This is a genomic window from Nocardia transvalensis (genome assembly GCF_015477765.1).
In the GTDB taxonomy this organism is placed as follows: Bacteria; Actinomycetota; Actinomycetes; order Mycobacteriales; family Mycobacteriaceae; genus Nocardia; species Nocardia transvalensis_A.
Genome location: NZ_JADLQQ010000014.1, coordinates 133,642 through 155,666 on the forward strand (window position 1 = coordinate 133,642; position 22,025 = coordinate 155,666).

The 22,025-nt window shown below is 67.2% G+C and carries 22 protein-coding genes; 11 read left to right on the forward strand and 11 right to left on the reverse strand.

Translation table 11 applies throughout. The annotated features are described in order from the left end of the window. Window positions 1-25: 25 nt before the first annotated feature. Complete coding sequence (locus IU452_RS33290; RefSeq protein ID WP_195113206.1) at window positions 26-1,342, reverse strand: class I SAM-dependent methyltransferase; 1,317 nt, start codon at window positions 1,340-1,342, stop codon at window positions 26-28. Further along, window positions 1,339-2,775 (reverse strand): FAD-binding oxidoreductase, encoded by a 1,437-nt coding sequence (locus tag IU452_RS33295; RefSeq protein WP_195113207.1) that lies wholly within the window; start codon window positions 2,773-2,775, stop codon window positions 1,339-1,341. The genes IU452_RS33290 and IU452_RS33295 overlap by 4 nt, the downstream gene beginning before the upstream one ends. 645 nt (window positions 2,776-3,420) lie before the next feature. On the opposite strand from IU452_RS33295, the gene IU452_RS33300 reads away from it, so the two are divergent. Next, window positions 3,421-3,855 carry an SRPBCC family protein gene (locus IU452_RS33300; protein ID WP_195113208.1) on the forward strand — a complete coding sequence of 145 codons (435 nt, stop codon included), beginning with the start codon at window positions 3,421-3,423 and terminating at the stop codon, window positions 3,853-3,855. On the opposite strand, the gene IU452_RS33305 is transcribed toward IU452_RS33300, so the two are convergent. The 3 genes from IU452_RS33305 to IU452_RS33315 are packed head-to-tail and all read right to left on the reverse strand — an operon-like array spanning window position 3,852 to window position 5,666. Further along, window positions 3,852-4,208 carry a VOC family protein gene (locus tag IU452_RS33305; protein ID WP_195113209.1) on the reverse strand — a complete coding sequence of 119 codons (357 nt, stop codon included), beginning with the start codon at window positions 4,206-4,208 and terminating at the stop codon, window positions 3,852-3,854. The two genes, IU452_RS33300 and IU452_RS33305, sit on opposite strands and share 4 nt — an antisense overlap. Window positions 4,209-4,224: 16 nt before the next feature. Next, complete coding sequence (locus IU452_RS33310; protein ID WP_195113210.1) at window positions 4,225-5,034, reverse strand: MerR family transcriptional regulator; 810 nt, start codon at window positions 5,032-5,034, stop codon at window positions 4,225-4,227. 47 nt (window positions 5,035-5,081) lie between these two features. Continuing rightward, window positions 5,082-5,666 (reverse strand): hypothetical protein, encoded by a 585-nt coding sequence (locus tag IU452_RS33315; protein ID WP_195113211.1) that lies wholly within the window; start codon window positions 5,664-5,666, stop codon window positions 5,082-5,084. 126 nt (window positions 5,667-5,792) lie between these two features. Between IU452_RS33315 and IU452_RS33320 the strand changes: the two genes are divergently transcribed. From IU452_RS33320 to IU452_RS33330, 3 genes are all read left to right on the forward strand, one after another. After that, entirely contained in the window at window positions 5,793-6,128 is a 336-nt protein-coding gene (locus tag IU452_RS33320; protein ID WP_195113212.1) for a YbaB/EbfC family nucleoid-associated protein, read from the forward strand. A gap of 12 nt (window positions 6,129-6,140) precedes the next feature. Then, on the forward strand, window positions 6,141-6,749 hold the full coding sequence (recR, locus tag IU452_RS33325; protein WP_195113213.1) for a recombination mediator RecR: 609 nt from the start codon (window positions 6,141-6,143) through the stop codon (window positions 6,747-6,749). Window positions 6,750-6,832: 83 nt separating this feature from the next. Further along, entirely contained in the window at window positions 6,833-7,453 is a 621-nt protein-coding gene (locus tag IU452_RS33330; RefSeq protein WP_195113214.1) for a LysE family translocator, read from the forward strand. Between the two features lie 219 nt (window positions 7,454-7,672). Here the strand turns inward: IU452_RS33330 and IU452_RS33335 are convergent, their stop codons facing one another. Continuing rightward, window positions 7,673-8,317, reverse strand: a complete 645-nt coding sequence (locus IU452_RS33335; protein ID WP_195113215.1) for a hypothetical protein — start codon at window positions 8,315-8,317, stop codon at window positions 7,673-7,675. Next, on the reverse strand, window positions 8,314-8,532 hold the full coding sequence (locus IU452_RS33340) for a hypothetical protein (RefSeq protein WP_195113216.1): 219 nt from the start codon (window positions 8,530-8,532) through the stop codon (window positions 8,314-8,316). The genes IU452_RS33335 and IU452_RS33340 overlap by 4 nt, the downstream gene beginning before the upstream one ends. Before the next feature lie 267 nt (window positions 8,533-8,799). On the opposite strand from IU452_RS33340, the gene IU452_RS33345 reads away from it, so the two are divergent. Next, window positions 8,800-9,636, forward strand: a complete 837-nt coding sequence (locus IU452_RS33345) for a hypothetical protein (protein WP_195113217.1) — start codon at window positions 8,800-8,802, stop codon at window positions 9,634-9,636. Between the two features lie 26 nt (window positions 9,637-9,662). On the opposite strand, the gene IU452_RS33350 is transcribed toward IU452_RS33345, so the two are convergent. Both IU452_RS33350 and IU452_RS33355 read right to left on the reverse strand, forming a co-directional pair. Then, window positions 9,663-10,424: a dienelactone hydrolase family protein gene (locus tag IU452_RS33350; RefSeq protein ID WP_195113218.1), complete on the reverse strand. Its 762-nt coding sequence runs from the start codon at window positions 10,422-10,424 to the stop codon at window positions 9,663-9,665. Between the two features lie 99 nt (window positions 10,425-10,523). After that, window positions 10,524-11,471, reverse strand: coding sequence for a Gfo/Idh/MocA family protein (locus IU452_RS33355; RefSeq protein WP_195113219.1), 948 nt, complete (start codon window positions 11,469-11,471; stop codon window positions 10,524-10,526). 85 nt (window positions 11,472-11,556) lie between these two features. Between IU452_RS33355 and IU452_RS33360 the strand changes: the two genes are divergently transcribed. The 3 genes from IU452_RS33360 to IU452_RS33370 all read left to right on the forward strand — a co-directional run bounded on the left by IU452_RS33360 (window position 11,557) and on the right by IU452_RS33370 (window position 14,371). After that, entirely contained in the window at window positions 11,557-12,528 is a 972-nt protein-coding gene (locus tag IU452_RS33360; protein WP_324192980.1) for a helix-turn-helix transcriptional regulator, read from the forward strand. Window positions 12,529-12,608: 80 nt separating this feature from the next. After that, window positions 12,609-13,265 carry a helix-turn-helix transcriptional regulator gene (locus IU452_RS33365; RefSeq protein WP_195113220.1) on the forward strand — a complete coding sequence of 219 codons (657 nt, stop codon included), beginning with the start codon at window positions 12,609-12,611 and terminating at the stop codon, window positions 13,263-13,265. Beyond that, the gene (locus IU452_RS33370; RefSeq protein WP_195113221.1) at window positions 13,262-14,371 is read left to right on the forward strand and encodes a PLP-dependent cysteine synthase family protein; all 1,110 of its coding nucleotides are present in this window, start codon (window positions 13,262-13,264) and stop codon (window positions 14,369-14,371) included. The genes IU452_RS33365 and IU452_RS33370 overlap by 4 nt, the downstream gene beginning before the upstream one ends. 49 nt (window positions 14,372-14,420) lie before the next feature. Here IU452_RS33370 and IU452_RS33375 read toward each other — a convergent pair whose 3' ends face one another. Then, window positions 14,421-15,185, reverse strand: a complete 765-nt coding sequence (locus IU452_RS33375; protein WP_195113222.1) for a sulfite exporter TauE/SafE family protein — start codon at window positions 15,183-15,185, stop codon at window positions 14,421-14,423. Between the two features lie 188 nt (window positions 15,186-15,373). On the opposite strand from IU452_RS33375, the gene leuA reads away from it, so the two are divergent. Beyond that, window positions 15,374-17,170 carry a 2-isopropylmalate synthase gene (leuA, locus tag IU452_RS33380; RefSeq protein ID WP_195113223.1) on the forward strand — a complete coding sequence of 599 codons (1,797 nt, stop codon included), beginning with the start codon at window positions 15,374-15,376 and terminating at the stop codon, window positions 17,168-17,170. A 278-nt stretch (window positions 17,171-17,448) separates the two neighbouring features. After that, window positions 17,449-19,350 (forward strand): AAA family ATPase, encoded by a 1,902-nt coding sequence (locus IU452_RS33385; protein ID WP_195113224.1) that lies wholly within the window; start codon window positions 17,449-17,451, stop codon window positions 19,348-19,350. Between the two features lie 491 nt (window positions 19,351-19,841). Here IU452_RS33385 and IU452_RS33395 read toward each other — a convergent pair whose 3' ends face one another. Beyond that, on the reverse strand, window positions 19,842-20,759 hold the full coding sequence (locus IU452_RS33395) for a LysR family transcriptional regulator (RefSeq protein WP_195113225.1): 918 nt from the start codon (window positions 20,757-20,759) through the stop codon (window positions 19,842-19,844). A gap of 285 nt (window positions 20,760-21,044) precedes the next feature. Here IU452_RS33395 and IU452_RS33400 point away from each other — a divergent pair, with 285 nt between their 5' ends. Further along, window positions 21,045-21,989, forward strand: coding sequence for an EamA family transporter (locus IU452_RS33400; protein ID WP_195113226.1), 945 nt, complete (start codon window positions 21,045-21,047; stop codon window positions 21,987-21,989). Window positions 21,990-22,025: the final 36 nt, after the last annotated feature.

A 22,025-nucleotide genomic window follows, 5' to 3' on the forward strand; every position in this document is an offset into this window, starting at 1 on the left:
ACGGGGGGGTGGGTCGGGCGGTGGGTCAGGCCTTCCACCAGGGGCGCAGCGGGACGTCCCAGGTTTCGTTCGGGCCCAGCTTCATGCCCAGGACCTGGTGCAGCTGAACGACATTGCGCTGGAAGCCGAGTCGGCAGCCGGCCATGTACAGGCCCCAGACCTTCGCGGTGCCCTCGCCGACCTCGGCGACGCAGGCGTCCCAGTTGGCGACCAGGTTCTTGCACCATTCGGCGAGGGTGAGGGCGTAGTGCGGGCGCAGGTTCTCCTCGTGCAGCACCTCGAGGCCGACGTTCTGGATATCGGAGATGATGCGGCCCGAACCGATCAGCTCGCCGTCCGGGAACACGTAGCGGTCGATGAAGTCACCGGCCTTGGTGGTGCGGGTGTTGTCCGGGCGGGTGATGCAGTGGTTGAGGAACAGGCCGCCGTCGCGCAGCTTGCTCTTGATGTAGGTGAAGTAGGTCGGGTAGTTGTGCACGCCGATGTGCTCGGTGAGACCGATCGACGACACCGCGTCGAAATTGGATTCGGGAACGTCGCGGTAGTCGGAGTGGCGCACCTCGGCGAATTCCTGCAGGCCCTCCTCGGCGATCTTCTGCTGCGCCCACTCGGCCTGTTCCTTCGACAGGGTCGCGCCGATCACGTGCACGCCGCGCTTGGCCGCGTAGCGGACCATGCCGCCCCAGCCGCAGCCGATGTCGAGCAGCCGATCGCCCGGCTTCAGGTGCAGCTTGTCGAACACCAGGCGGTACTTGTTCTCCTGCGCCTGCTCGAGGGTCCAGCTCTCGTCCTCGTAACACGCGCAGGTGTAGGTCATCGACGGGCCGAGCACCTTCTCGTAGAAGGCGTTGGAGACGTCGTAGTGGTGGTGAATCGCCTCGGCGTCGCGGGCCTTCGAATGCCGCAGACCCTCCAGCGCGATCCGGCGCCAGCGCGGCAGCGTCTCCTGCGGCGGCGGCGCGATGGGCTTGAGCGCCTCCCAGCCGAGCGAGCGCGCGATGGTGACCAGGGCCAGCGCCGACGGGCGGCGGAACTTCAGGTCGCTCATCGCCTTGAGGAATTCGTACGGGTCGCCCGGGTGCACCCCCTCGGCGGTCATATCGCCGGAGATGTAGGCGCGGGCCATGCCCAGATCGCCCGGGGCGGTGGCGATGTAGTTGATGCCGCGGGGGTTGCGGATGTCCAGCTTGTATTTGGAGTCGGCCGGGCCGGTGGCGCTGCCGTCGTAGGCGGAGAACCGGATCGGCACCTCGCCGTCGACGAGTGTCTCGAAGATCTCGGCGATGGTGAGTTTTGTTCCCAGCTCCGCAAATACGTCGGAACGATCTTTGAACGTGGTCACTTGCGTTGCACCGCCTTCGAATACAAATCCAGCAAACGATGATCGGGGTCGTAGCGTTTCTTCAGTTCGGGGTAGACGTCGCCGCCGTACAACTGCGCGAATTCATCTTTGTCGTAATACGCATCCGAGTACAGCGATTTGTGCCCGTCGAGCTCGCTCACCTTGCGCTCGATGGCCCGGTTCGCCGCCCCTTCCGGCTGACCCGGGACGGTCGGCACGGCCGACCAGAAGCCGACATTGACATAGGTGCGATCGGGCTCCAGCGGGTACAGCGGCCAGGGCCTTCCGTTCGTGGTGGAGCCGTTGTCTCGCAACCGAAGTGGGCACAGCCAGATCGGCTCGATCGGGATCTCGTCCAGGAACCACCGCAGGAACTCGGCGGTGCGCTCGATCGGCACCTCGATATCCTGCACCACCCGCTCGCGCGGCGGATTGCCCTTGCGGGCCTCGATCTTGTCGCCGACATTGTATTTGTGGTCGAGCGCGATGAGTTTCCAGTAGAAGCTCGAGCGCCGATACTGCTTGGGCCAGAACCGGCGGATCTTCGGGTTCTGGGTGCCGAAAGCCCGTGAGCACCAGAACCAGTCGGTGTCCCAGCGCCACAGATAGTCGTGAATGGTGAGCCGGTCGCGTTTGGGCCGCGTCGAATCGTGCTGGATGGAGCGGTAGAAGATATCCATCCCGGTGTAGTCGCTGACCGGGCCGGGCTCGTCGGTCTGGCGGCCCAGCACCAGATAGCTCTCGTCGGCGGTGAACACCACGCCGTCGATATAGTCGACCCGCTCGCCGTCGTAGGCGCGGTCGAGGACGATCTGTGCCATCACCGTCTCGAGTTCGCGCAGATCGTGGAAGCGCACGTGCCGCAGGGCCACATACGGCTGCACGGACTCCAGCTCGATCTTCAGCCGTGTCGAATAGCCGAGGGTGCCATAGGAGTTGGGGAAGCCGCGGAACAGATCCGCATGTTCGCCGTCGGGGGTCGCGGTGATGATCTCGCCCGAGCCGGTCAGCACGTCGATCTCCAGCACCGATTCGTGCGGCAGGCCGTTGCGGAAGGAGGTGGACTCGATGCCCAGGCCCGTGACCGCGCCTCCGAGGGTGATGGTCTTGAGCTGCGGCACCACCAGCGGGGCCAGCCCGTACGGCAGGGTCGCGGCGACCAGGTCCTCATAGGTCGTCATCCCGGCCACATCGGCCGTCTTGACCTGCGGATCGACGGCGATGACCTTGGTCAGACCGGACACGTCCAGACCGGGAGCCGGGTTCTTGGCCCGGGCCCGGAATAGATTGGAGGTCTTCTTGGCCAGCCGCACGGTGGCGTCCCGCGGAATGGCGCGGTAACTGGCCAATAGGCGATCCACCCCCGCCCGATGCGCGGCAAATCCTGATTCGTGTGCGGCCGGTGCGCGCCCGACCTTCCCCAACAGACTCACTGCCACTCCCTGACGCTATCTCGCACCGAAGTGAGCTACCACCGTGAGGGTACCTAGCGGCAGCATTCTTCACCCACATGTTGCATGGCGTTCGGGTACCCGCATCGCTCGCCGCGACACAGCTGATTCCCCTGGTCGAGGCACTGTTTCCGACCGGAAGGACGAGCCGGTCGCGAGCGCCCCGGCCCCGGCAGCCGGCCCGGGCCCGAGCGAATATTCCGGGCGCGGGCGTACTGGGAGAGTCGTCACGCCCCGAAACGGGAATGGAAACCTCGGGAAATTCGCTACACCGATATTCGGGCCGACCCGGCCCCGGTCGTCAATGTCTTGGCGAACCAGTGCTCGGCATAGGCGTCGTTGTTGTATCCGCAGCAGCGACCAGCAGGCGGCGGCCACCTCCGCCCCGGGCATGCGCGAGCACGAAGGCCCTCTCGAGCTCGGCCGTCTCCGAATCCATCGAGTTCGTCCGGGAGGTCGTCCGGCCGCCGTGCAGGAGGTACCAGCGATCGCTGACCTCCGACACGATGATTCGCCCCCCGGGGGGTGATTCCGGCAACGCTGATGATCCGAATCCCCCGGATCGGGGCGTAGCATAGCCCGGCGGCAGTCAACGTGCACCTCGCCGACTCAAACAAGGAGTTCACAGTGGGACAGGTCAGCGCCTCCAGTTCGATCGTCGTTCCGGCGGATTCGCAGCGCGCGCTCGAGGCGATCGCCGATTACGAGACGGTGCGCCCGCGCATCCTCACCTCGCACTACCGCGACTACAAGGTGCTCGGGGGCGGTAAGGGTGCGGGCACGGTGGCCGAGTGGACGCTGCAGGCCACCCAGAAGCGGTCCCGCGACGTGCACGCGGTGGTGTCGGTATCGGATTCCATGGTGACCGAACGTGATTCGAATTCCACCATGGTGACGACCTGGACGGTGACGCCGTCGGGCACCGGTTCGCTGGTCACGATCCGCACCAGCTGGAAGGGCGCCGGCGGCGTCGCCGGATTCTTCGAGGGCATCTTCGCACCCTTGGGACTGAAGAAGATTCAGGCCGAGGTGCTGGAGAATCTGAAGCGGGAGCTGTCCTAGGCCCTCTCCGCCTTCGCGATATCGAAGAGGTTGCCTTCGGGATCGGCCAGCGTCGCCCACTGAATGCCGTATTCGTCGTGGTCGTCGACGTGCTTGGCGCCCAATGACACTGCCCGCTCGATCTGTTCGCGCCAGTCGGGGGCGACCAGATCGAGGTGGACGACGTTCTTGCCCGGATTGCGTTCGGGCACCTTCAGGAACATCAGGGTGGGCGACATGGTCCCGCGGCCGATGCTCGCAAAGAACTCGGTGGCGTCCGGGTCGACCGGTTTGTCCAGCAGTTGTGACCAGAAACCGGCCAGCGCGGCCGCATCCGTGCAGTCGAAGGCGATGTTCTCGAGGGTGGGTGCCATGGTGTTCCTTCTCTTCCTACAGCCGGCCGATCGGCCAGCAGATTTCGGTGCGGTAGGTGCTTTCGTCGGTCTCGGGCGGGCCGACGAGGTAGATCTCGCGGATGGGTTCGGGTAGCGCCGAATCGTGCTCGGCCACATGGCTTCCCAGCGCCCCGTAGGTGCGGTCGAAGTCGACGAAGGGGCCCGTGTGGACGGCTACGGCGAAGCGGCGGGCCTCGAGCTGCGCCACCGCGTCGGCGTCGAAGGCGTCTCGATCGGACGCGGCGATCGGGACGAACGCCATCACCTCGCCGAGGGCGTTCTCGAAGAAGTCGGTCGAGTAGGTGGCCCCGCCCGGGCCGTCGGCCGCCACACCGCGGGCGGCCAGCGTCTCGTACAGCCTCGGGAAGGTCTCCCCGCACCACTCGCCGATCCGCTCGTGCGCCACGACGTCCCGCACGGCGAGCGCGGAAAACGCTGCGACGGAACGGTATTCGACCTCGATTCCCGTCGTCGGCAGGAGTAGGGCGCGCAGCGACGCCACCATGTCGCGGGTCCGCAGCAGTTGCGCTTCCATTCGTTCCAGATGGGCGCGCAGGGCGGCGTCGCGGGCGGCCTGATCCGGGGCGGCCAACACCGCCCGGACCTCGGGCAGCGGCATATCCAGCTCGCGCAGGCGCCGGATGAGATGCGCCTGCGCGACCTGTCCGGTCGAATAGCGCCGATAGCCGGAGGCCGGATCCACCGCCACCGGTTCCAGCAGCTCGACCTCGTGGTAATACCGCAGGGTCTTGACGCTCAGGTGCGTCAGCCGAGCGAATTCACCGATGGAGACCGTCGCAGTCATGCCATCAGCGAACACCCTCCAGTGATGGGAGAGTCAAGGACCCTCACTCAGTACGTCAGCACGAACGTCAACATCAACGGCGTCTGGAAGAACCCGCGCCAATACGAGTACCCGAACCACACGCCCGGGGCGACCTCACGGATCTCGTCCCAGATCTGCGGGGTGATCGAGGGGGCGTAATCCAGCGCCCACGCCTGCCGTCCGTCCATGCGCGACGGGGCGGAGTACACATGCGCCGGGAATCCCTCGATCCCCGCAGGGGAGATGCGGTTCATCAGGCGACCACCGGCGGGGCCGGTGTAGAAGGTCTTACCGGTCCAGAACGGCGGTGAGACAACCTGGATCAGCAGTGGTCGCGCCACCCAGCCGTTCGTCACGCCCGACGGAACGTTGCCGCGAGGCGCGTCGCGGAAGATCCGGTCCTGCTGCTCCGGGGAGCATCTGTTGCGCAGTGCGTCGACTGTCGCGGCCGGATTGTTGGTGTAGATCACACAACCGCCGCCGTAGTTGATGTCGGCTCTGGCTGTCGGTGCTTGGAGCACCGCGGGTGTCACGGCGAACAGCGCGGCCAGTCCGGCCGACGCTGCCAGGCGCACAAGGGATTTGCGGAAAAGGTCACGGTTTGCATGCATTACTGCCTCCACCGGATCGCCCGACCCACTTTTGATGGTAAATCGCTATAACCGGCCGGATACGGTGGTAAACACAACCGTGACTACGCTGGTACCCAACCCCTTCCCTTCAGAGAGGACAGGCCCGTGCAGCCAGGTGGACAGTTCGATATGGGCGCACTGCTCGCCCAGGCACAGCAGATGCAGCAGGCCGTCATGGAGGCGCAGGCCGAGATCGCGGCGGCCGAGGTCGAAGGTGAATCCGGTGGCGGCCTGGTGAAGGTGACCATCAAGGCCACCGGCGAGGTGGTGTCGCTGCAGATCGATCCCAAGGTGGTCGATCCCGATGATGTGGAGACGCTGCAGGATCTGATCGTCGGCGCCGTCAACACCGCGATGGCCAATGCGCAGCAGCTGGCCGCGGACAAGCTCGGGCCGCTGGCCGGCGGCGGTGGTCTGCCCGGAATTCCGGGTCTCGGATAGAGGACGGAGCTGTTGTACGAGGGGCCGGTTCAGGATCTGATCGACGAGTTGGGCAAGCTGCCCGGCGTCGGTCCGAAGAGCGCCCAGCGCATCGCCTTTCATCTGTTGTCGGTCGAGCCGCCGGAGATCGACCGGCTGCAGGCGGCATTGCAGAAGGTGCGTGACGGGGTGCGGTTCTGCGCGGTGTGCGGCACGGTCTCCGATGGGGAGCTGTGCCGCATCTGCGCCGATCCGCGCCGCGACCGCACCCTGATCTGTGTGGTCGAGGAGCCGAAGGATGTGCAGGCCATCGAGCGCACCCGCGAATTCCGCGGCCGCTACCACGTGCTCGGCGGCGCGCTGGACCCGCTGTCGGGCATCGGCCCCGATCAGCTGCGCATCCGGGAGCTGTTGTCCCGCATCGGCAATCAGGAGGACGGCGTCGACGTCACCGAGGTGATCATCGCCACCGACCCGAACACCGAGGGCGAGGCCACCGCCACCTATCTCGTCCGCATGCTCCGAGACTTCCCCGGCCTCACCGTCACCCGCCTGGCCTCCGGCCTCCCCATGGGCGGTGACCTGGAATTCGCCGACGAACTGACCCTCGGCCGGGCCCTCTCCGGCCGCCGCGCGCTGTAGCCGGGCCCGGTGGCCTCTCGTTTCCCGCAACACGAGAAAATTCGGGGTAGGCGGAGGGGGCTTCACCGGTTACTGTGCGGGGGATGAGCATTGCGTTTTTGCTGACGACACTGGTCATCGTGGCCACACCCGGGGTCGGGGCGTTGTATACCGTGGCGGCGGGGCTCAATCGGGGTACCCGGGCCAGCCTGGTGGCGGCCTTCGGGTGCACGCTCGGGATCGTGCCGCATATGGTGGCCGCGATCACCGGGTTGGCGGCGCTGTTGAATACCAGCGCGATCGCCTTCCAGACATTGAAGTATCTGGGCGTCCTCTATCTGCTGTACATGGCGTGGACCACGTTCCGGGACAAGGGAACTCTCGCGGTCGACGACGAGCGGACGATCGGTCCCGCCCCCTCGGCGCTGCGGGTGATCATCTCGGCGATCCTGCTGAATGTTCTCAATCCGAAGCTGACCATCTTCTTCTTCGCCTTCCTGCCGCAGTTCGTGAGCACCACCGAACCGCACGCCCTGCTGCGCATGCTGGAACTAAGCGGCATCTTCATGCTGGTGACCCTCGTGGTCTTCGGCGCCTACGGCATCTTCGCCGCCGCCGTCCGCACCCACGTCATCAACCGCCCCTCCATCACCACCTGGCTCCGCAGGGTCTTCGGCGCCTCCTTCATAGCCCTCGCCGGCCGCCTAGCCTTCACCAACCAGTAACAGCCAGGCCCCGCGCTCCTCTGCGTTCCATCACATATGAGTGGGGCCCGAGCTGGGTGCCAGGGGTTCTACGTTTCGTGACAACTGATTTCGCAAGAACATCGGTAACTCGTCGGGGACGCCCAAAACCCGAGCGGCACCCAACGCAGGACCTGTATTCAACGGTCGAGGCAACCAACTTGTATGGCCTGGAGCGCGGAGAGGCGGGGGAGTGCGGAGTCAGAGGTCGACCGGTTTCCAGTCGAGGGAGTCGAAGTGGGTGCGGTCGTTGTTGGCCCAGGCCCAGATCAGGGCGGTGACCAACTCGGCGTCGGTGGTGTGGGTGCCGAAGTGGCGGTCGGGGGAGCCGTCGCGGTATTCGAGGGTGTAGCGGCCCGAGTCGTCGCGGAAGGTCTGGATGTAGACCTGGGGTTCGCGCTCGACGATCAGGTAGGGGTTCGGGTCGGACAGGGTGGGGATCCACTGGTCGAGCAGTGCGCGGGTGAGATACGGGAATTCGCCTGCACCGCCGTGGGTGACGGTGACGGGGATATGCCCGGCGGGGTCGATCAACCAGGTCAGCTGGGGATCGTAGACCGCGTAGTCGCGCGGGGTGGCGAGTTCGAACAACAGCCCGCGCAGATGCCCGATGGCGTCGTAGTCGCTCGAAACATACAGTGCAGCACCGGTTTCCGTGCCGCCGACCGGAGGTTCGGCCAGAAAGGAGTCCTGTTCGGGCAACCGCTCGTTGCGCCGGTTCAGCTCGGCCGCGATCGCCGCCACCGTCTCGGATTCGGGCCGCCCCTGCTGGGCGGTCAGATACGCGTCGACCTCGGCGGGTGTCGCCGCGACGCCGGAGGGCAGCAGTACGTGGTCGTAACTCACCCGGCCAGGCTACGCGGCCCGCTGCACGTCTCGGTGACCGCGCACCCGCACCCGCCGGCCACGTCGAAGCAGTCGACGATGAAGGTGTGCCGGGAGTGGTCGCTGTCGAAGCAGTCCGTATCCGTGCACTCCACCGATCGGTCGGTGTGCACGATCAACGTGCCGTGACAGTGGTCGAGCGCTGCATCGCAGGACAGACAGACCCTCGTGCGCATAAGACCTCCTGTGAGAACGTCCGCATTCGGTCTTACCACCGCCGCCCGACAACCTCGAGATCTCGACCGCGTGTCGCTCGAGCGTGTCCGTGTTGATCAACTGCGGTTCAGTTCTCGCCCCTGTGAATCCTGCCCTGGGGCTACGGCCGGATTTTTGTGCTTTCGCACCGTCGGCGCCCCGGTGCGCATACGCTCTGCATGCTGCCCTCCGGTGGGCAGTGCCCGATGACGACAGGCCATGTGGACCGAATCGCTTGGGAGGGCACGATGAACACCGAGTCTGCCGTGCAAGTCCGCGACACCGGGCTCTATCGCTGGACGGTGACGAGTATCGGTGCCGACGGGAAGCGCCGGACATTGGAGTCGGGGGAGGGGAAGTTCGGCACGGCCGATGCCACTACCGCTCGCGTGTGCCAGGACTTCATCCAGGTGGGAACGGCCGTATTCGATCGCGTCTGTTACGAACTCGTCGAGGAGCATCGGGCCGCGGTCCTCGATGCCCGGATCGAAGGCCGTGACGATCCGGTACCCGACGTATGGCGAGCGAGCATCGCCGTGTGCGATCACGACGGCGTCGAGCGGATGACCTCCACGGCGGAGCTGCGCTACCGCGAGGTCAGCGGCAAGGACGTCGACGATTACCGAAAACAGTTGGCACTGTGGGAGAAACGCGAGAAGCAGCGGTACCAGCGGCGGCTGCGGGCGATCGCCGCCGCCGGTCGCAAGCTCCCGCGAAACGGTGACGTTCCCTGCCTCGAGGTGGCCGACCCCCGGCTGCGCGGTGTGGTGCTCAACCTGCGGGTGGAGGCCGACACCGTCCGCGAGGAGGTTCCCGACATCGATCACTGCCGGGAACAACTGACGCTGGCCGAAAACACCGTCGCCGCCGCCCGCTCCGCGGAGAAGGATGCAAAAGCCAAGGGCGACTTGGCCGAGGCCATCCATGCCCGCGCCTACATCCAACGCTGGACCCCCCGCGTGGCCCGCTGGGCCAGCTTCATAGAACTGACCACCGAGGCCTACGCCGACGCCGCCTCCGTGGACGCCCTGGCCGACCGCCTCAGCCTCCAACCCCCGCCCCACGACTACGCCGAGGACGACTAGTCCGTGTCGTAGCCATCGGTTGGTGGCTACCGGCGCACAGTTCGATCGAACAGGGCCAGCAGTTCGCGGTAGTGCCGTTCGTCGGACTCGGGGTCGTAGGCGGACGTATCGGCTTGGGTGTAGCCGTGTTCGGCGCCCTCATAGACCTCGGTGCGGTGGCGGACTCCGGCGGCCTCGAGTGCCTTGTCGAACTGGGCAATGTGTTCCGGGGTCATGTGGTGATCCTCGCCCGCGTGGGCGAAGTACAGCTCCGCCGTGATGTCTCCGACGGTCAGGTGCGGACTGTCCGGGGTGTCGGTGACGAGCGGTCCACCATGGAATCCGGCCACCGCGCCGACCCGATCGGGGAACATGGCGGCGGCCAGCACCGCCAGCCGCGCACCCATGCAGTAGCCGGTGAGGCCGACCTTCCCCGCGGCCACCTGCGGCGACGTTGCCAGCCACGCGAGGTAGGCGCCGACATCGGAACGCAGGACCTCGGGTGTCAGCTCGACGATCATCGGGATGACCTGCTGGATGATTTCCGGCCGCTCCGCCGGGTCGATGAGATCCGGCAGCTCGACCACCGGCGCGCGCCCGTGCCGGTAATAGGCGTTCGGAAGCAGCACCGTGTAGCCGTGGGCGGCAATACGATCGGCCAGCGACCGCAGGCTGGGCCGCAGCCCGAAACCGTCCTGAAGCACCAGCACTCCCGGATGGGCGGCGCCATCGTCGGGGTAGGCAACATACGCGTCGGCGACACCATCGGGCGTCTCGATGTCGACCGACATACCGTGCACTGCAGTCATCGTTGAATCTTCCTGTCGAGTTGACCCTTTCGAATATGCCCATTCAGAAGGGTCGATTCGGCCCACCCTATCGGCCGTCGAAGCACCGATCCGGGTGCGTCAGGCCTCGGCTCGGACGGCCCGGTCGATGTCGAGGGTGAGCCGAAGGGTGTCGAGCACGGTGTCCGGGCCGATCCTGTTGTCGGCTTCGCCTCGCAGACAGGCCAATACGTGATCGATCATGGCGGTGTACTGGTCGGCGGCGGGTAGGTCCAGCTGGTGGACGCCGTCGGGTGTGTAGGCGGTGACCCTGGCCTCGGTCGTGCCGTCGGAGCCGATCGTGGACGTCGACTCGAGGACGCCGCAGTCGAAGGTGGCGGTGTAACCGCCGCGAGCGCCCCACGGCATCGGCATCAGCGCCGACACCGAACTGCGCGCGATCGCGCCGTCGAAGGTCATAACCGCCTCGACGGCGGCGGTGTCCGCATCGCGGGCGACGGCGGCGACGTCGAGGCGCTCGGGCAAGCCGAGGGTACGCACGATGATGTCGAGGTCGCTGTGCATGGCCTCCAGCGGCAGCGTCCGCAGGCCCAGCGAGGCGCCCGGCCACAGCGGTGCGGTGGCCATCCACAGCGTCAACCCCTCCAGGCGCCCGTAGATGCCATCGCGCACGGCGTCGACGAGGGCCTGGTTGGCGGGAATGAACCGCTCGAACATGTCCACGAACACCTGCCGATCGCTGCGTTCGGCGGCCTCGGCCACGCGGTTCGCATCGGCGAGTGTGTCGGCCAGCGGCAGTTCGGTCAGCACATGCTTGCCGGCGTCCAGGGCCCGCAGCACCGTCCGGGCGTGCAGCGGCGTGGGGAAGCAGACGTCGACCAGATCCACCGAGGGGTCGGTGAGCAGCGTATCCAGGTCGGTGGTGGTGGCGAATCCGAACTGTTCCTCGAATGCGGCGAGTTTGGCTGGGGTGCGGCCGAATACGACCACCTCGTCCACGTCCGAGCGCCGCGCGTACACCGCCGCGTGGGCCTGGCCGAATCCGGTTCCCAGCAATGCGATCTTCATTCCCGAGCTCCTTTCTGCTGTGACGTGTCCACGCTAGGTCCCTTCGAGGACAGGAGTTGTCCTCAAAGCAGGGCATAGTGGGACCGTGACGAACGACATGCCCGCTCGGATGCTGCGCCTGCTGTCGCTGCTGCAGACTCGGCGCGAATGGTCCGGCGCGGAGTTGGCCGACCGGCTCGGCGTCACCGTGCGTACGGTGCGCCGGGATGTCGACAGGCTGCGCGGGCTCGGCTATCCCGTGGACTCCGGGCCCGGCCACGCGGGTGGATACCGCATGGCGTCCGGGACGGATCTGCCGCCGCTGCTGCTGGACGACGACGAAGCCGTCGCGGTCGCGGTGGCGTTGCGGACGGCCACCGATACGGGCCTGGCCGAGCAGGCGCTGCGGGCGCTGGCCAAGCTGGAGCAGGTGCTGCCCGCCCGGCTGCGTGGGCGGGCCGGGGCATTGCAGCAGAGCGTCGCGCCGCTCGCCGTCGGCAGCGGTCCGTCCACCGACCCGGCGATCCTGGCGACGGCCGCCGCCGCATGCCGCGACCACGAGATAGTGGCCTTCGACTACACCACCCGGCACGGCACCGGCGGGCGGCGCCGCGTGCAACCGCATGCCCTGGTCGCCTTCACCGGCCTGTGGTACCTGGTCGCCTACGACGTCGAGGCGGAGGACTGGCGGATCTATCGGCTCGACCGGCTGCGCGATCTCTTGCCCACCGGTCGGCGGGTACCCGCGCGTGAGCTGCCCGGCGGCGACCCGGCGGCATTCGTCGCGAGCAAGATCGTGCGCGCGCCGACTCGGCATCGTGCGGTCGCGACCGTGGCGGCTCCCGCCGAGGCTGTGCGCTCCCGGGTCGGGGGAGCGCTGCCGGGTCGAATTACGCCGGTGGACGAAAGCGCCTGTGCCGTAGAGATTTCCGACGACAGTCCGGCTCGGATCGCGGCCATACTCGTCGGCCTCGATGCGGACTACACCCTCGATGCCGATCCCGAGGTTCTCGATCACCTGACGCGCTGTGCCTCTCGCATTACCGGTGCCGTCCGATCGGCGCGGCCATCGGCCTGAGCCGCAGGGGGGCGATCGGGCGGCAAATCAACTGATTGTGTACGATCTCAATCGTCAGTTGAAATGTGCTCGGAGGTGTGATGGCCCAGCAGGCGTGTACCGACGAGGTCCGGGTGACCTTGGATGTGCTCGCGCAGCTGGTGGAGCCGCTGTCGGAGGCGTTGCGGGCCGAAGTGGTCCTGCACGATCTGACCCATCTGCCCGATTCCGTGCGTGCGATTGCCGGTGGGCTCACCGGGCGTTCGGTGGGTGCACCGGCAACCGATCTGCTACTGCGGCATCTGCAGACCGGGGCGAGTGGGAATCTCATCGACTATCCGACCGAGCTGCCACACCACCGGCGGGGGCGCTCCAGCACGATCGTCGTGCGCTCCGCCGACGGGATGCCAGTTGCGGCACTGTGTTTGAACATCGACGTCACCGATCTTGCGGAGGCGCATCGCCTGCTCGGTGAGCTGCTCAACGGGACCGCGCGCGAAAGCGAAAGTCCGCGTGAGACATTCCCGCGCAGTGTCGGTGAACTGACCGAGCGGATGATCGCCGAGGCCGTCGCCGATACCGGCGTCCCGGTGGAACTGATGAAGAAGCAGCACAAGATTCAGGTGGTCGCGCGGCTGCGCGAGCAGGGTGTGTTCGCCGTCAAGGATGCGATCGAGACCGTGGCCGAGGCGATCGGCGTCACCCGATTCACCATCTATAACTACCTCAACGAGCTCGAGGGCGAGGAGAGCGCATGACCACGACCGTGGCCGACGATGTGATCGACATCAACAGATACGATCCCGTGCACCGGCAGTGGCTGGCCGAGGCGATCGCCAAGGTGCGTGCGGATGCGCGCCGCTCCTCGGATACCCATCTGCTGCGCGTGCCGATTCCGGCGGTCCCGGGTGTGGATCTGTATCTGAAGGACGAGTCCACCCATCCCACGGGCTCACTGAAGCATCGGCTGGCGCGTTCGCTGTTCCTGCATTCCTTGTGCAGCGGGTGGATTCGGCCCGACCGCCCGGTGATCGAGGCTTCCAGCGGCTCGACCGCGGTCTCCGAGGCCTACTTCGCCCGCCTGATCGGTGTGCCGTTCATCGCCGTGATGGCGCGCAGCACCAGTAGGGAGAAGGTGCGGCTGATCGAATTCCAGGGCGGGCAATGCCATTTCGTCGACAATGCCAACGAGGTGTACGAGGTGGCCGCGTGTCTGGCGCGCGAAACCGGCGGCCATTACATGGATCAGTTCACCTATGCCGAGCGCGCCACCGACTGGCGGGGCAACAACAATATCGCCGAGTCGATCTTCGAACAGCTGGCCGAGGAGCCGCATCCGGAACCGACGTGGATCGTGGCCACCGCGGGTACCGGCGGCACGTCGGCGACCATCGCCCGCTACATCCGCTACACCGGCCGCTCGACCGGCCTGTGCGTTGCCGACCCGGACAATTCGGCATTCTTCCCCGGCTGGCGCGACAGCGACCCGACCGTCACCACCGACATCTGTTCCCGCATCGAGGGCATCGGCCGCCAGCGCGTCGAGCCCAGCTTCGTCTCCTCGGCCATCGACCGCATGATCCATGTGCCCGACGCCGCCGCCATCGCGTCCGTGCATGTGCTCGAGGAGCTCATCGGCCGAAAAGCGGGCGCCTCCACCGGAACCGGGCTGTGGGCCGCCTTCCACATCATGTCCGAGATGGCCGGTGCGGGCCGCCGCGGCAGCGTGGTCGGCCTGCTCTGCGATCCGGGTGACCGCTACATCGACAAGTACTACTCGGCGGATTGGCTTGCGGCACAAGGGATCGACATCGAGCCCTACCGTATCCGGCTGCGGGAGTTCCTGAAGTCGGGGCGGTTGTGAGAGGCGGGCGTATCGGCACTCGTCGGTCCTGCTTGCTGTCGGCCGGAATCTAATCCATCAGAAGCCGCACGACCGCGATGGTCCCCACCACCACGATGACCCCGCGAAGTATGGTCGGCGGCAATCGCCGACCCACCGTCGCGCCCAACTGCCCGCCGATGATCGACCCGACCGCGATCAGTCCCGCCGCCTGCCACGACACCTCGGCGACGAATACGAAGATCAGGGCGGACACGGTATTGGCCAGCAGCGCCAGGTAGTTCTTCACCGCATTGAGCCGCTGGATGTCCTCGTGCACGAACACCCCGAGCAGGCCCATCAGCAGGACCCCTTGCGCCGCACCGAAATACCCACCGTAGACACCGGTTCCGAGCACGGACGGCCACAGCAGCGGTCCGCCGTGCTCGGGTGCGTCGCCGTCCTGCTCACGACGCCGCTTCACCCACCGCGACAGCCGCGGCTGCACCACCACCAACACCAGCGCCGCGATGATCAGCACCGGCACGATCGCCTTGAACGCCCCGGGCGGCAGGGTCAGCAGCAGGATCGCCCCCGCCGCGGCGCCCAGCAGGGTCGCGGAGCCGAGCCGCAACAGCCGGGCCCGCTGGCCCGCGAGCTCGCGCCGATACCCCAGCACGCCGCTCACTCCCCCGGGAACCAGGCCGATCGTGTTCGAGACGTTGGCGGTCACGGGCGGATAGCCCAGCGCCAGCAACACCGGGAAGGTGATCAGGGTCCCCGAGCCCACGATCGTGTTGATGCAGCCGGCCGCGATGCCCGCGCCGAAGACGACCAGCTGTTCTACCCAGGTCATGATTCTTGTCGACCTGCCTTTCCCGGTTGGATTGCGAAGCGGTAAACTCGCGATCATCATGCAGCGGGCACTCCTCCTCGGCCGCCGCGACGGGGTCTGACACGGACCGGCTCCCGTCGCGGGGTTCAGCTGTGCCGGTCGACCCAAGACGTATCTGGGATCCCACCCACACCCACGGAGAACATCGCATGTCACCCGCTGACGCCTTCGTATCCGCCACGCGCACGATCACCGCACCGTCCAAGCCGGCCCCGGCCGATCAGCCCGCGTGGAACAAGCAGAAGAACTCGTCGATGCCGACCTTCCGGTATCGGCCGTTCGCCGAGGAAGTCGAGCCGATCACGCTGCCCGATCGCACCTGGCCGAACAAGGTCGTGGACCGGGCCCCGGCGTGGTGCGCGGTCGACCTGCGCGACGGCAACCAGGCCCTGATAGACCCGATGAGCCCGGCCCGCAAGCGCCGCATGTTCGACCTGCTGGTGCGGATGGGCTACAAGGAGATCGAGGTCGGCTTCCCCTCGGCCAGCCAGACCGATTTCGACTTCGTCCGCGAGATCATCGAGGACGGCGCCATCCCGGACGACGTCACCATCCAGGTGCTGACCCAGTGCCGTCCGGAGCTGATCGAACGCACCTTCGAGGCGTGCCGGGGCGCGCAGCACGTGATCGTGCACTTCTACAACTCGACCTCGATCCTGCAGCGTCGCGTGGTGTTCCGCGCCGACCGCGAGGCCGTGAAGAAGATCGCCACCGATGCCGCTCGGCTGTGCCTGGAGACCGAGAGGAAGTATCCGGACACCGACTGGCGCTACGAGTACAGCCCGGAGTCCTACACCGGCACCGAGCTGGAGTACGCCCGCGAGGTGTGCGATGCGGTCTCGGAGATCATCGCGCCGACCCCCGACAAGCCGATGATCATCAACCTGCCCGCGACCGTCGAGATGGCGACACCGAACGTCTACGCCGACTCGATCGAGTGGATGAGCCGCAACCTGGCGCGCCGCGATTCCATCGTGCTGTCGCTGCACCCGCACAACGACCGCGGTACCGCCGTGGCCGCCGCCGAGCTGGGGTATCAGGCCGGTGCGGATCGCATCGAGGGCTGTCTGTTCGGCAACGGTGAGCGCACCGGCAATGTCTGCCTGGTCACCCTGGGGATGAACCTGTTCTCCCGGGGTGTGGATCCGCAGATCGACTTCTCCGATATCGACGAGATCCGCCGGACCGTCGAATACTGCAACCAGCTGCCCGTGCACGAGCGCCACCCGTACGGCGGTGACCTGGTCTACACCGCGTTCTCCGGCAGCCACCAGGACGCGATCAACAAGGGCCTGGACGCCATGAAGGCCGCCGCGGATTCCGCCGACTCCGATGTCGACGACATCACCTGGGAGGTTCCCTACCTGCCGATCGACCCGAAGGATGTGGGCCGCACCTACGAGGCCGTCATCCGGGTCAACTCGCAGTCCGGTAAGGGCGGCGTCGCCTACATCATGAAGACCGATCACGGTCTGGTGCTGCCGCGGCGGCTGCAGATCGAGTTCTCGCAGGCGATCCAGAAGATCACCGACGGGGAGGGCGGCGAGGTCACCCCGAAGGAGATGTGGGACGTCTTCGCCGACGAATACCTGAACCCGATCCTGCCGCTCGAGCGGATTCGGCAGAAGGTCACCGCGTCGGAGACCGACGGCGGCACCGACCACATCGATGCCGTGGTGAAGGTGAGCGGTGTCGAGCAGGAGATCTCCGGCGAGGGCAACGGCCCGCTCGCGGCGTTCGTGGATGCGCTGGGCACCATCGGCTACGAGGTGCGGGTGCTGGACTACTCCGAGCACGCCATGTCCTCCGGCGACGACGCCCAGGCCGCGGCCTACGTCGAATGCGCCATCGGCGACAAGGTGACCTGGGGCGTCGGCATCGCCACCTCCATCACCACCGCATCGCTGCGCGCCGTCGTATCGGCGGTGAACCGGGCGCTGCGGTAGGCCGGCGAAAAGCCCGTCTCCTGCCGTCGGTGCACACGTCTCCCGCCCTCGGCGCACATGTCTCCCGCCGTCGGTGCACACGTCTCCCGTTGTCATCCCCGCATGCTCTTCGCGGGGATGACAACGGGAACCCTCCTGTGGATCACATGTGGATAAGTCTGTGCGATAAGGGGTATAGACCTGGTCTGCGAGGACACGAGCATTCGGACAGCGTGCTAGCTTTGGAGCTGCACTAGCGCCGAGCTCTCTGCTCGCTGACCCGAGCAGATGGGGGAAACGTGACGACTGACGACAACTCGACCTCACCACCGTGGTTGCAGAATCACGCGGTGGACCTGGCCGCCGAGAAGGACGACTCGACCTCGAAGCCGGCGCACGACGACCAAGCGGAGGATTCGGCGACTGGCGGCGACGCCGAGCGCGACACCCTCGACGACGATGAGCAGGGTGCGTCGGGAATCTTCCCGCCGGTACCCGATTCGATCGAACAGACGACCTTCCAGCCCGGCCCGTTCGCGCCTCCGCCGGGCTTCGCACCCCCGGGACCGCCTCCCACCTCCGGTCCGTTCGCAGGTTCCGGGCCCTTCGCGCCGCAGCCCGGTGGTTTCCCGGCGCCGGATCAGCCCGGTCCCTGGGGTGGTCCGCCGCCCGGTGGTCCGGGTGACCCGAATTCCTTCGGACCAGGCGGCCCTGGCGATCCGAACTCCTTCGGATCCGGTGGTCCCGGCGATCCGAACTCCTTCGCCCCTGGCGGTCCTGGGGAGCCGAATTCCTTCGGGCCGCGAGGCTCCGGTGATCCCAATTCCTTCGGGCCCGGTGGCTCGGGTGATCCGAATGCCTTCGGGGCGGGAGGTCCCGGGGAACAGAATTCCTTCGGACCCGGTTTCGGCGAGGTGCGCCAGGAGACTCCCTACGGGGAGATCCGCCAAGAGATCGGCCCCGACGGCATGGTGCGCCGCGTCTTCCCCGAAGACGGTGGGCAGCCCGCCCCGCAACCGGAACAGCCGGGGGAGCAGTACAGCTGGGCCCCGCCGCCGCTGCCGCCCACACCCCAGCCACAGCAGCAGATGTATTCGCCGCCGCCGATGCAGCAGCCGGGCCCGCCCGGCTGGGGCGGGCCGAATCCGCAGCCGCCGCAGCCGCATTCGTCGTTCCAGCCGCAGCATGCGATGCAGCCGGGACAGCCGCATTCGGTCAGCGATCTGAATCTGCTCAAGCGTGCCCGCAAGGCCCCGCGCAGCGGATGGCGCCGTGCCGTGCACAAGGTGACCGGCGGTGCGATCAACCCGGGTGAGTCGCCCGCGGATGTGGTCCATCGCGAACTCGTCGAGCGCGTGAATCAGCCCGTGCGCGGCGACTACCGCATCGCGATCCTCTCGCTCAAGGGCGGCGTCGGAAAGACCACGACCACGGTCGGTCTGGGCTCCACCTTCTCCTCGCTGCGCGGCGACCGCGTCATCGCCATAGACGCCAACCCCGACCTCGGAACGCTCGCGCACCGGGTGCCGCGGCAGACCCGCTCCACGGTGCGGAACCTGTTGGAAGATCAGCACATCAGCCGCTACTCGGACGTGCGGGCCCATACCTCGCAGGCCCCGAGCCGGTTGGAAGTGCTCGCCAGCGAACAGGATCCGGCGGTCTCGGAGGCGTTCAGCGAGGACGACTACCGCCGCGCCATCGCCATCCTGCAGCAGTTCTACAACATCATCCTCACCGACTGCGGTACGGGACTGATGCATTCGGCGATGAAGGGCGTGCTGGACATGGCCAGCTCGCTCATCCTGGTGACGTCCCCGGCCATCGACGGCGCCCGCAGCGCCTCGGCCACCCTGGACTGGCTGGAACACCACGGCTACGGCAAGCTCGTCGAGCGAACCGTGGTGGTGGTCAACGCCTCCCGCCGCGGCGCCTCCACGGTCGACCTGGACCAGCTGCGCAAGCTGTTCCTCGACCGCACCCGCGCCGTCCAGGTCGTGCCGTTCGACGACCACCTCGCCGAGGGCGCCGAAATCGACCTGGAACTGGTGGGCAAGCCCACCCGCCGGGCCCTCCTGGAGCTGGCCGCCATGGTCGCCGACGACTTCGGCTACCACGTCCCCCAACCTCCCTTCCCCAGCCCGCAAACCCACTACCCGGGCCACCAGGGCCCCTACCCGGGCAACCCGTACTCGGCCCACTAGGCCGTGTTTCGAAGTAGTGGGTGGTAAGCACCGCCGCGCGTGAGGTCTCCGGTAGAAGGTTCAGCAACCGAACATCGCCTGAATACCGGAGACCTCATGGCCGCAACGGCAACTCTGGTACATCGTTGACTCTCCGGACATTTCGACGGTAGATGCGCCGAAAGAGTTGATATTCAGCCGCTTCTCGAGGCCGGTCGGTGGCTGGTCCAAGTCGACGGAGACTGCCTGGTCGAACACACCGGCAAACCGTATCGCAACCACTATGTAGTCCTGATCCGCATGCGGGACGGCAAGATCGCCGATTACGTCAGCTATCACAATCCGCTGATCATGATGGAAGCTTTCGGCCTACCGATTCGGCAATCGGAGCGCACGGAGTAATCGATCGCCGCCCCGCAAGTCAGGCTGGACGAGTTCGGCACCATCACATTCGCCGAGAGCAGCGGTATCGATGACGAAGAGGTCATCGCCTGTGCACCGGGCGAGGATCCTCAGCGGCGGCGTGGGCCGGGGTCGGCGGACGTGACCTTGTGGGCGGCGGATTCGAAGGCCTCGAGGACCGTGGCTATGGCGGGGCGGGAAGGGCCGTGGGGGCGGGTGGCCAGTTCGAAGAGGCGGGCGGCGCGGACGCCGGCGAGGCGGAGGACGACCAGGTCGGGGTGGCGGACGGAGAAGCGGGGCATGAGGGCCACGCCGTAGCCGGAGGCAACCAGTTCCTCGATGGCGTTGAAGTCGTTGAGGCGCTGAGCTATTCGCGGCTGTACGCCGGTGACCGTGGCGATCGAGCGGAGTACGTCGTCGACGGGGAAGCCGCCGCGCACGCCCAGCCAGGTCTCGTCGGCCAATTCGGCGGGGACGACGGCGCCCCGCTGGGCGAGGCGGTGATCGGGGGCGACCACGACATCGATGGGCTCACGCATCAAGACCCGGGACGTGACGCGCGGGCCGGACAGCGACGGCGCCCGTTCGTCGCGGTGGGTCAGCACCACGTCGTAGTCGGCGAGCAGCCGCGGCACCTCGCTGGGTGGTACGTCCTCGTCGCTCGCCACCACGTCCACGCCACTGTGGGCCAACCTCGCCAGCACGTGCGCCAGCAACAAGGCCGCGCCCGACGGAAACAGCGCCACCCGCACCTGCCCCCGCGCCGAGCCTCGATACAGCGCCATCTCGTTCGCCGCCCGATCCATCGCAGCCAGCACCTCGTCGGCCCGCACCACCAGCGCCCGCCCCGCATCGGTCAACCGCACCCGCCGCCCATCCGGCTCCAGCAGCGCCACCCCCGCCTCCCGCGCCAACACCTTCAACTGCTGCGACACCGCCGACGACGTCATCCCCAACGCCTCGGCCACGGCCGCCACCGTCCCCCGATCGGCAAACTCCCGCAACACCCGCAACCGCTCCACCGCCATGAGCCCCGCCCCCGCACCATGACCTTCGCGAGCCTCCCCGCCGAGCCGGTCGCCATCCGCGCGGTAAACGCCTGTCGCCGTGTCGGGTCGCGGTGCAGCCGCCCTCGCTGTTCGGTTCCTCGAGATTGAGGGGTCGGCGGCTGATGGGCCCGTCCTCGGGCTCGGTGTGGGGTGGGTGGATGGGGTTCCCGGGCGTGGAGCGGGGGTCATAGTTCAGTTCTACTACATCGTTAGTGTTTATTTATTCGATAGTGCTAACTAATTGGCGGCTCCATGATTCGCGGGGTGAGTTACCGTGATCGTTTGCTCGGGTTGGGCGTTGTCGTGCTGTGGGGGTTGAACTTTCTGGCGTTGCACGTTGGGGTCGAGCACTTTCCGCCGTTGTTCTTCGTGGGGTTGCGGTTTGCGGTGTTGGCGGTTCCGGTGGTGCTGCTGGTGCCGCGGCCGCAGGTGCCGGTGCGGTGGCTGTTGCTGTACGGGGGTGGGTTCGGGATTGCCCAGTTCGCATTCCTGTTCACGGCGATGCGGGCGGGGATGCCGACCGGACTGTCGTCGCTGGTGCTGCAGAGTTCGGCACCGTTCACGGTGGTGTTGGGTGGGCTGCTGTTGCGTGAAAGGCTGCGGCGCACACAGCTTCTGGGTTTGGCGGTCGCGGTGCTGGGGATGGTGGTCATCGGGTGGGATCGCGCCCAGCACGCCTCGGTGCTGCCGGTGCTGTTGACCCTCGCGGCCGGATTGGGTTGGGCCTTCGGCAATATCGGCTCGCGCCTGGCCGCGGCCGGGAGCACCGAGAGTCGGGTGGACCCCCTGCACCTGACCCTGTGGATGGCGGTCGTGCCGCCGCTGCCGATGTTCGTGCTGTCCGCGCTGGTCGAAGGGCCGGGCACCGGGCCGCGGGCCCTGTTGGAATCGTTCACCATCGACGGATGGCCCGCCCTGGCCGCGCTCGGCTACACCGCAATCCTCGCGACCGTCGTCGGGGCGGGACTGTGGACATATCTGATGGGACGCTACCCGGCCGGTGCGGTGGCTCCGCTGACGCTGCTGGTGCCGGTGGTGGGCATCGGCGCCGCCTGGGCCTTCCTCGGCGAGCGGCCGACGATGCTGTCGCTGGCGGGCGCGGTCGTCGTGATCGCCGGTGCGTTCGCGGCCACGTCCGCGCGGCGGACCGGCTCCGTGTCCGAGGAGAAGACCGCAGCGGCGCAGCCGGAACTCGCTGTCGGCAAGTAGCCCGAATTATCGCCTCCGGCCGGGAATTTCGGGCCC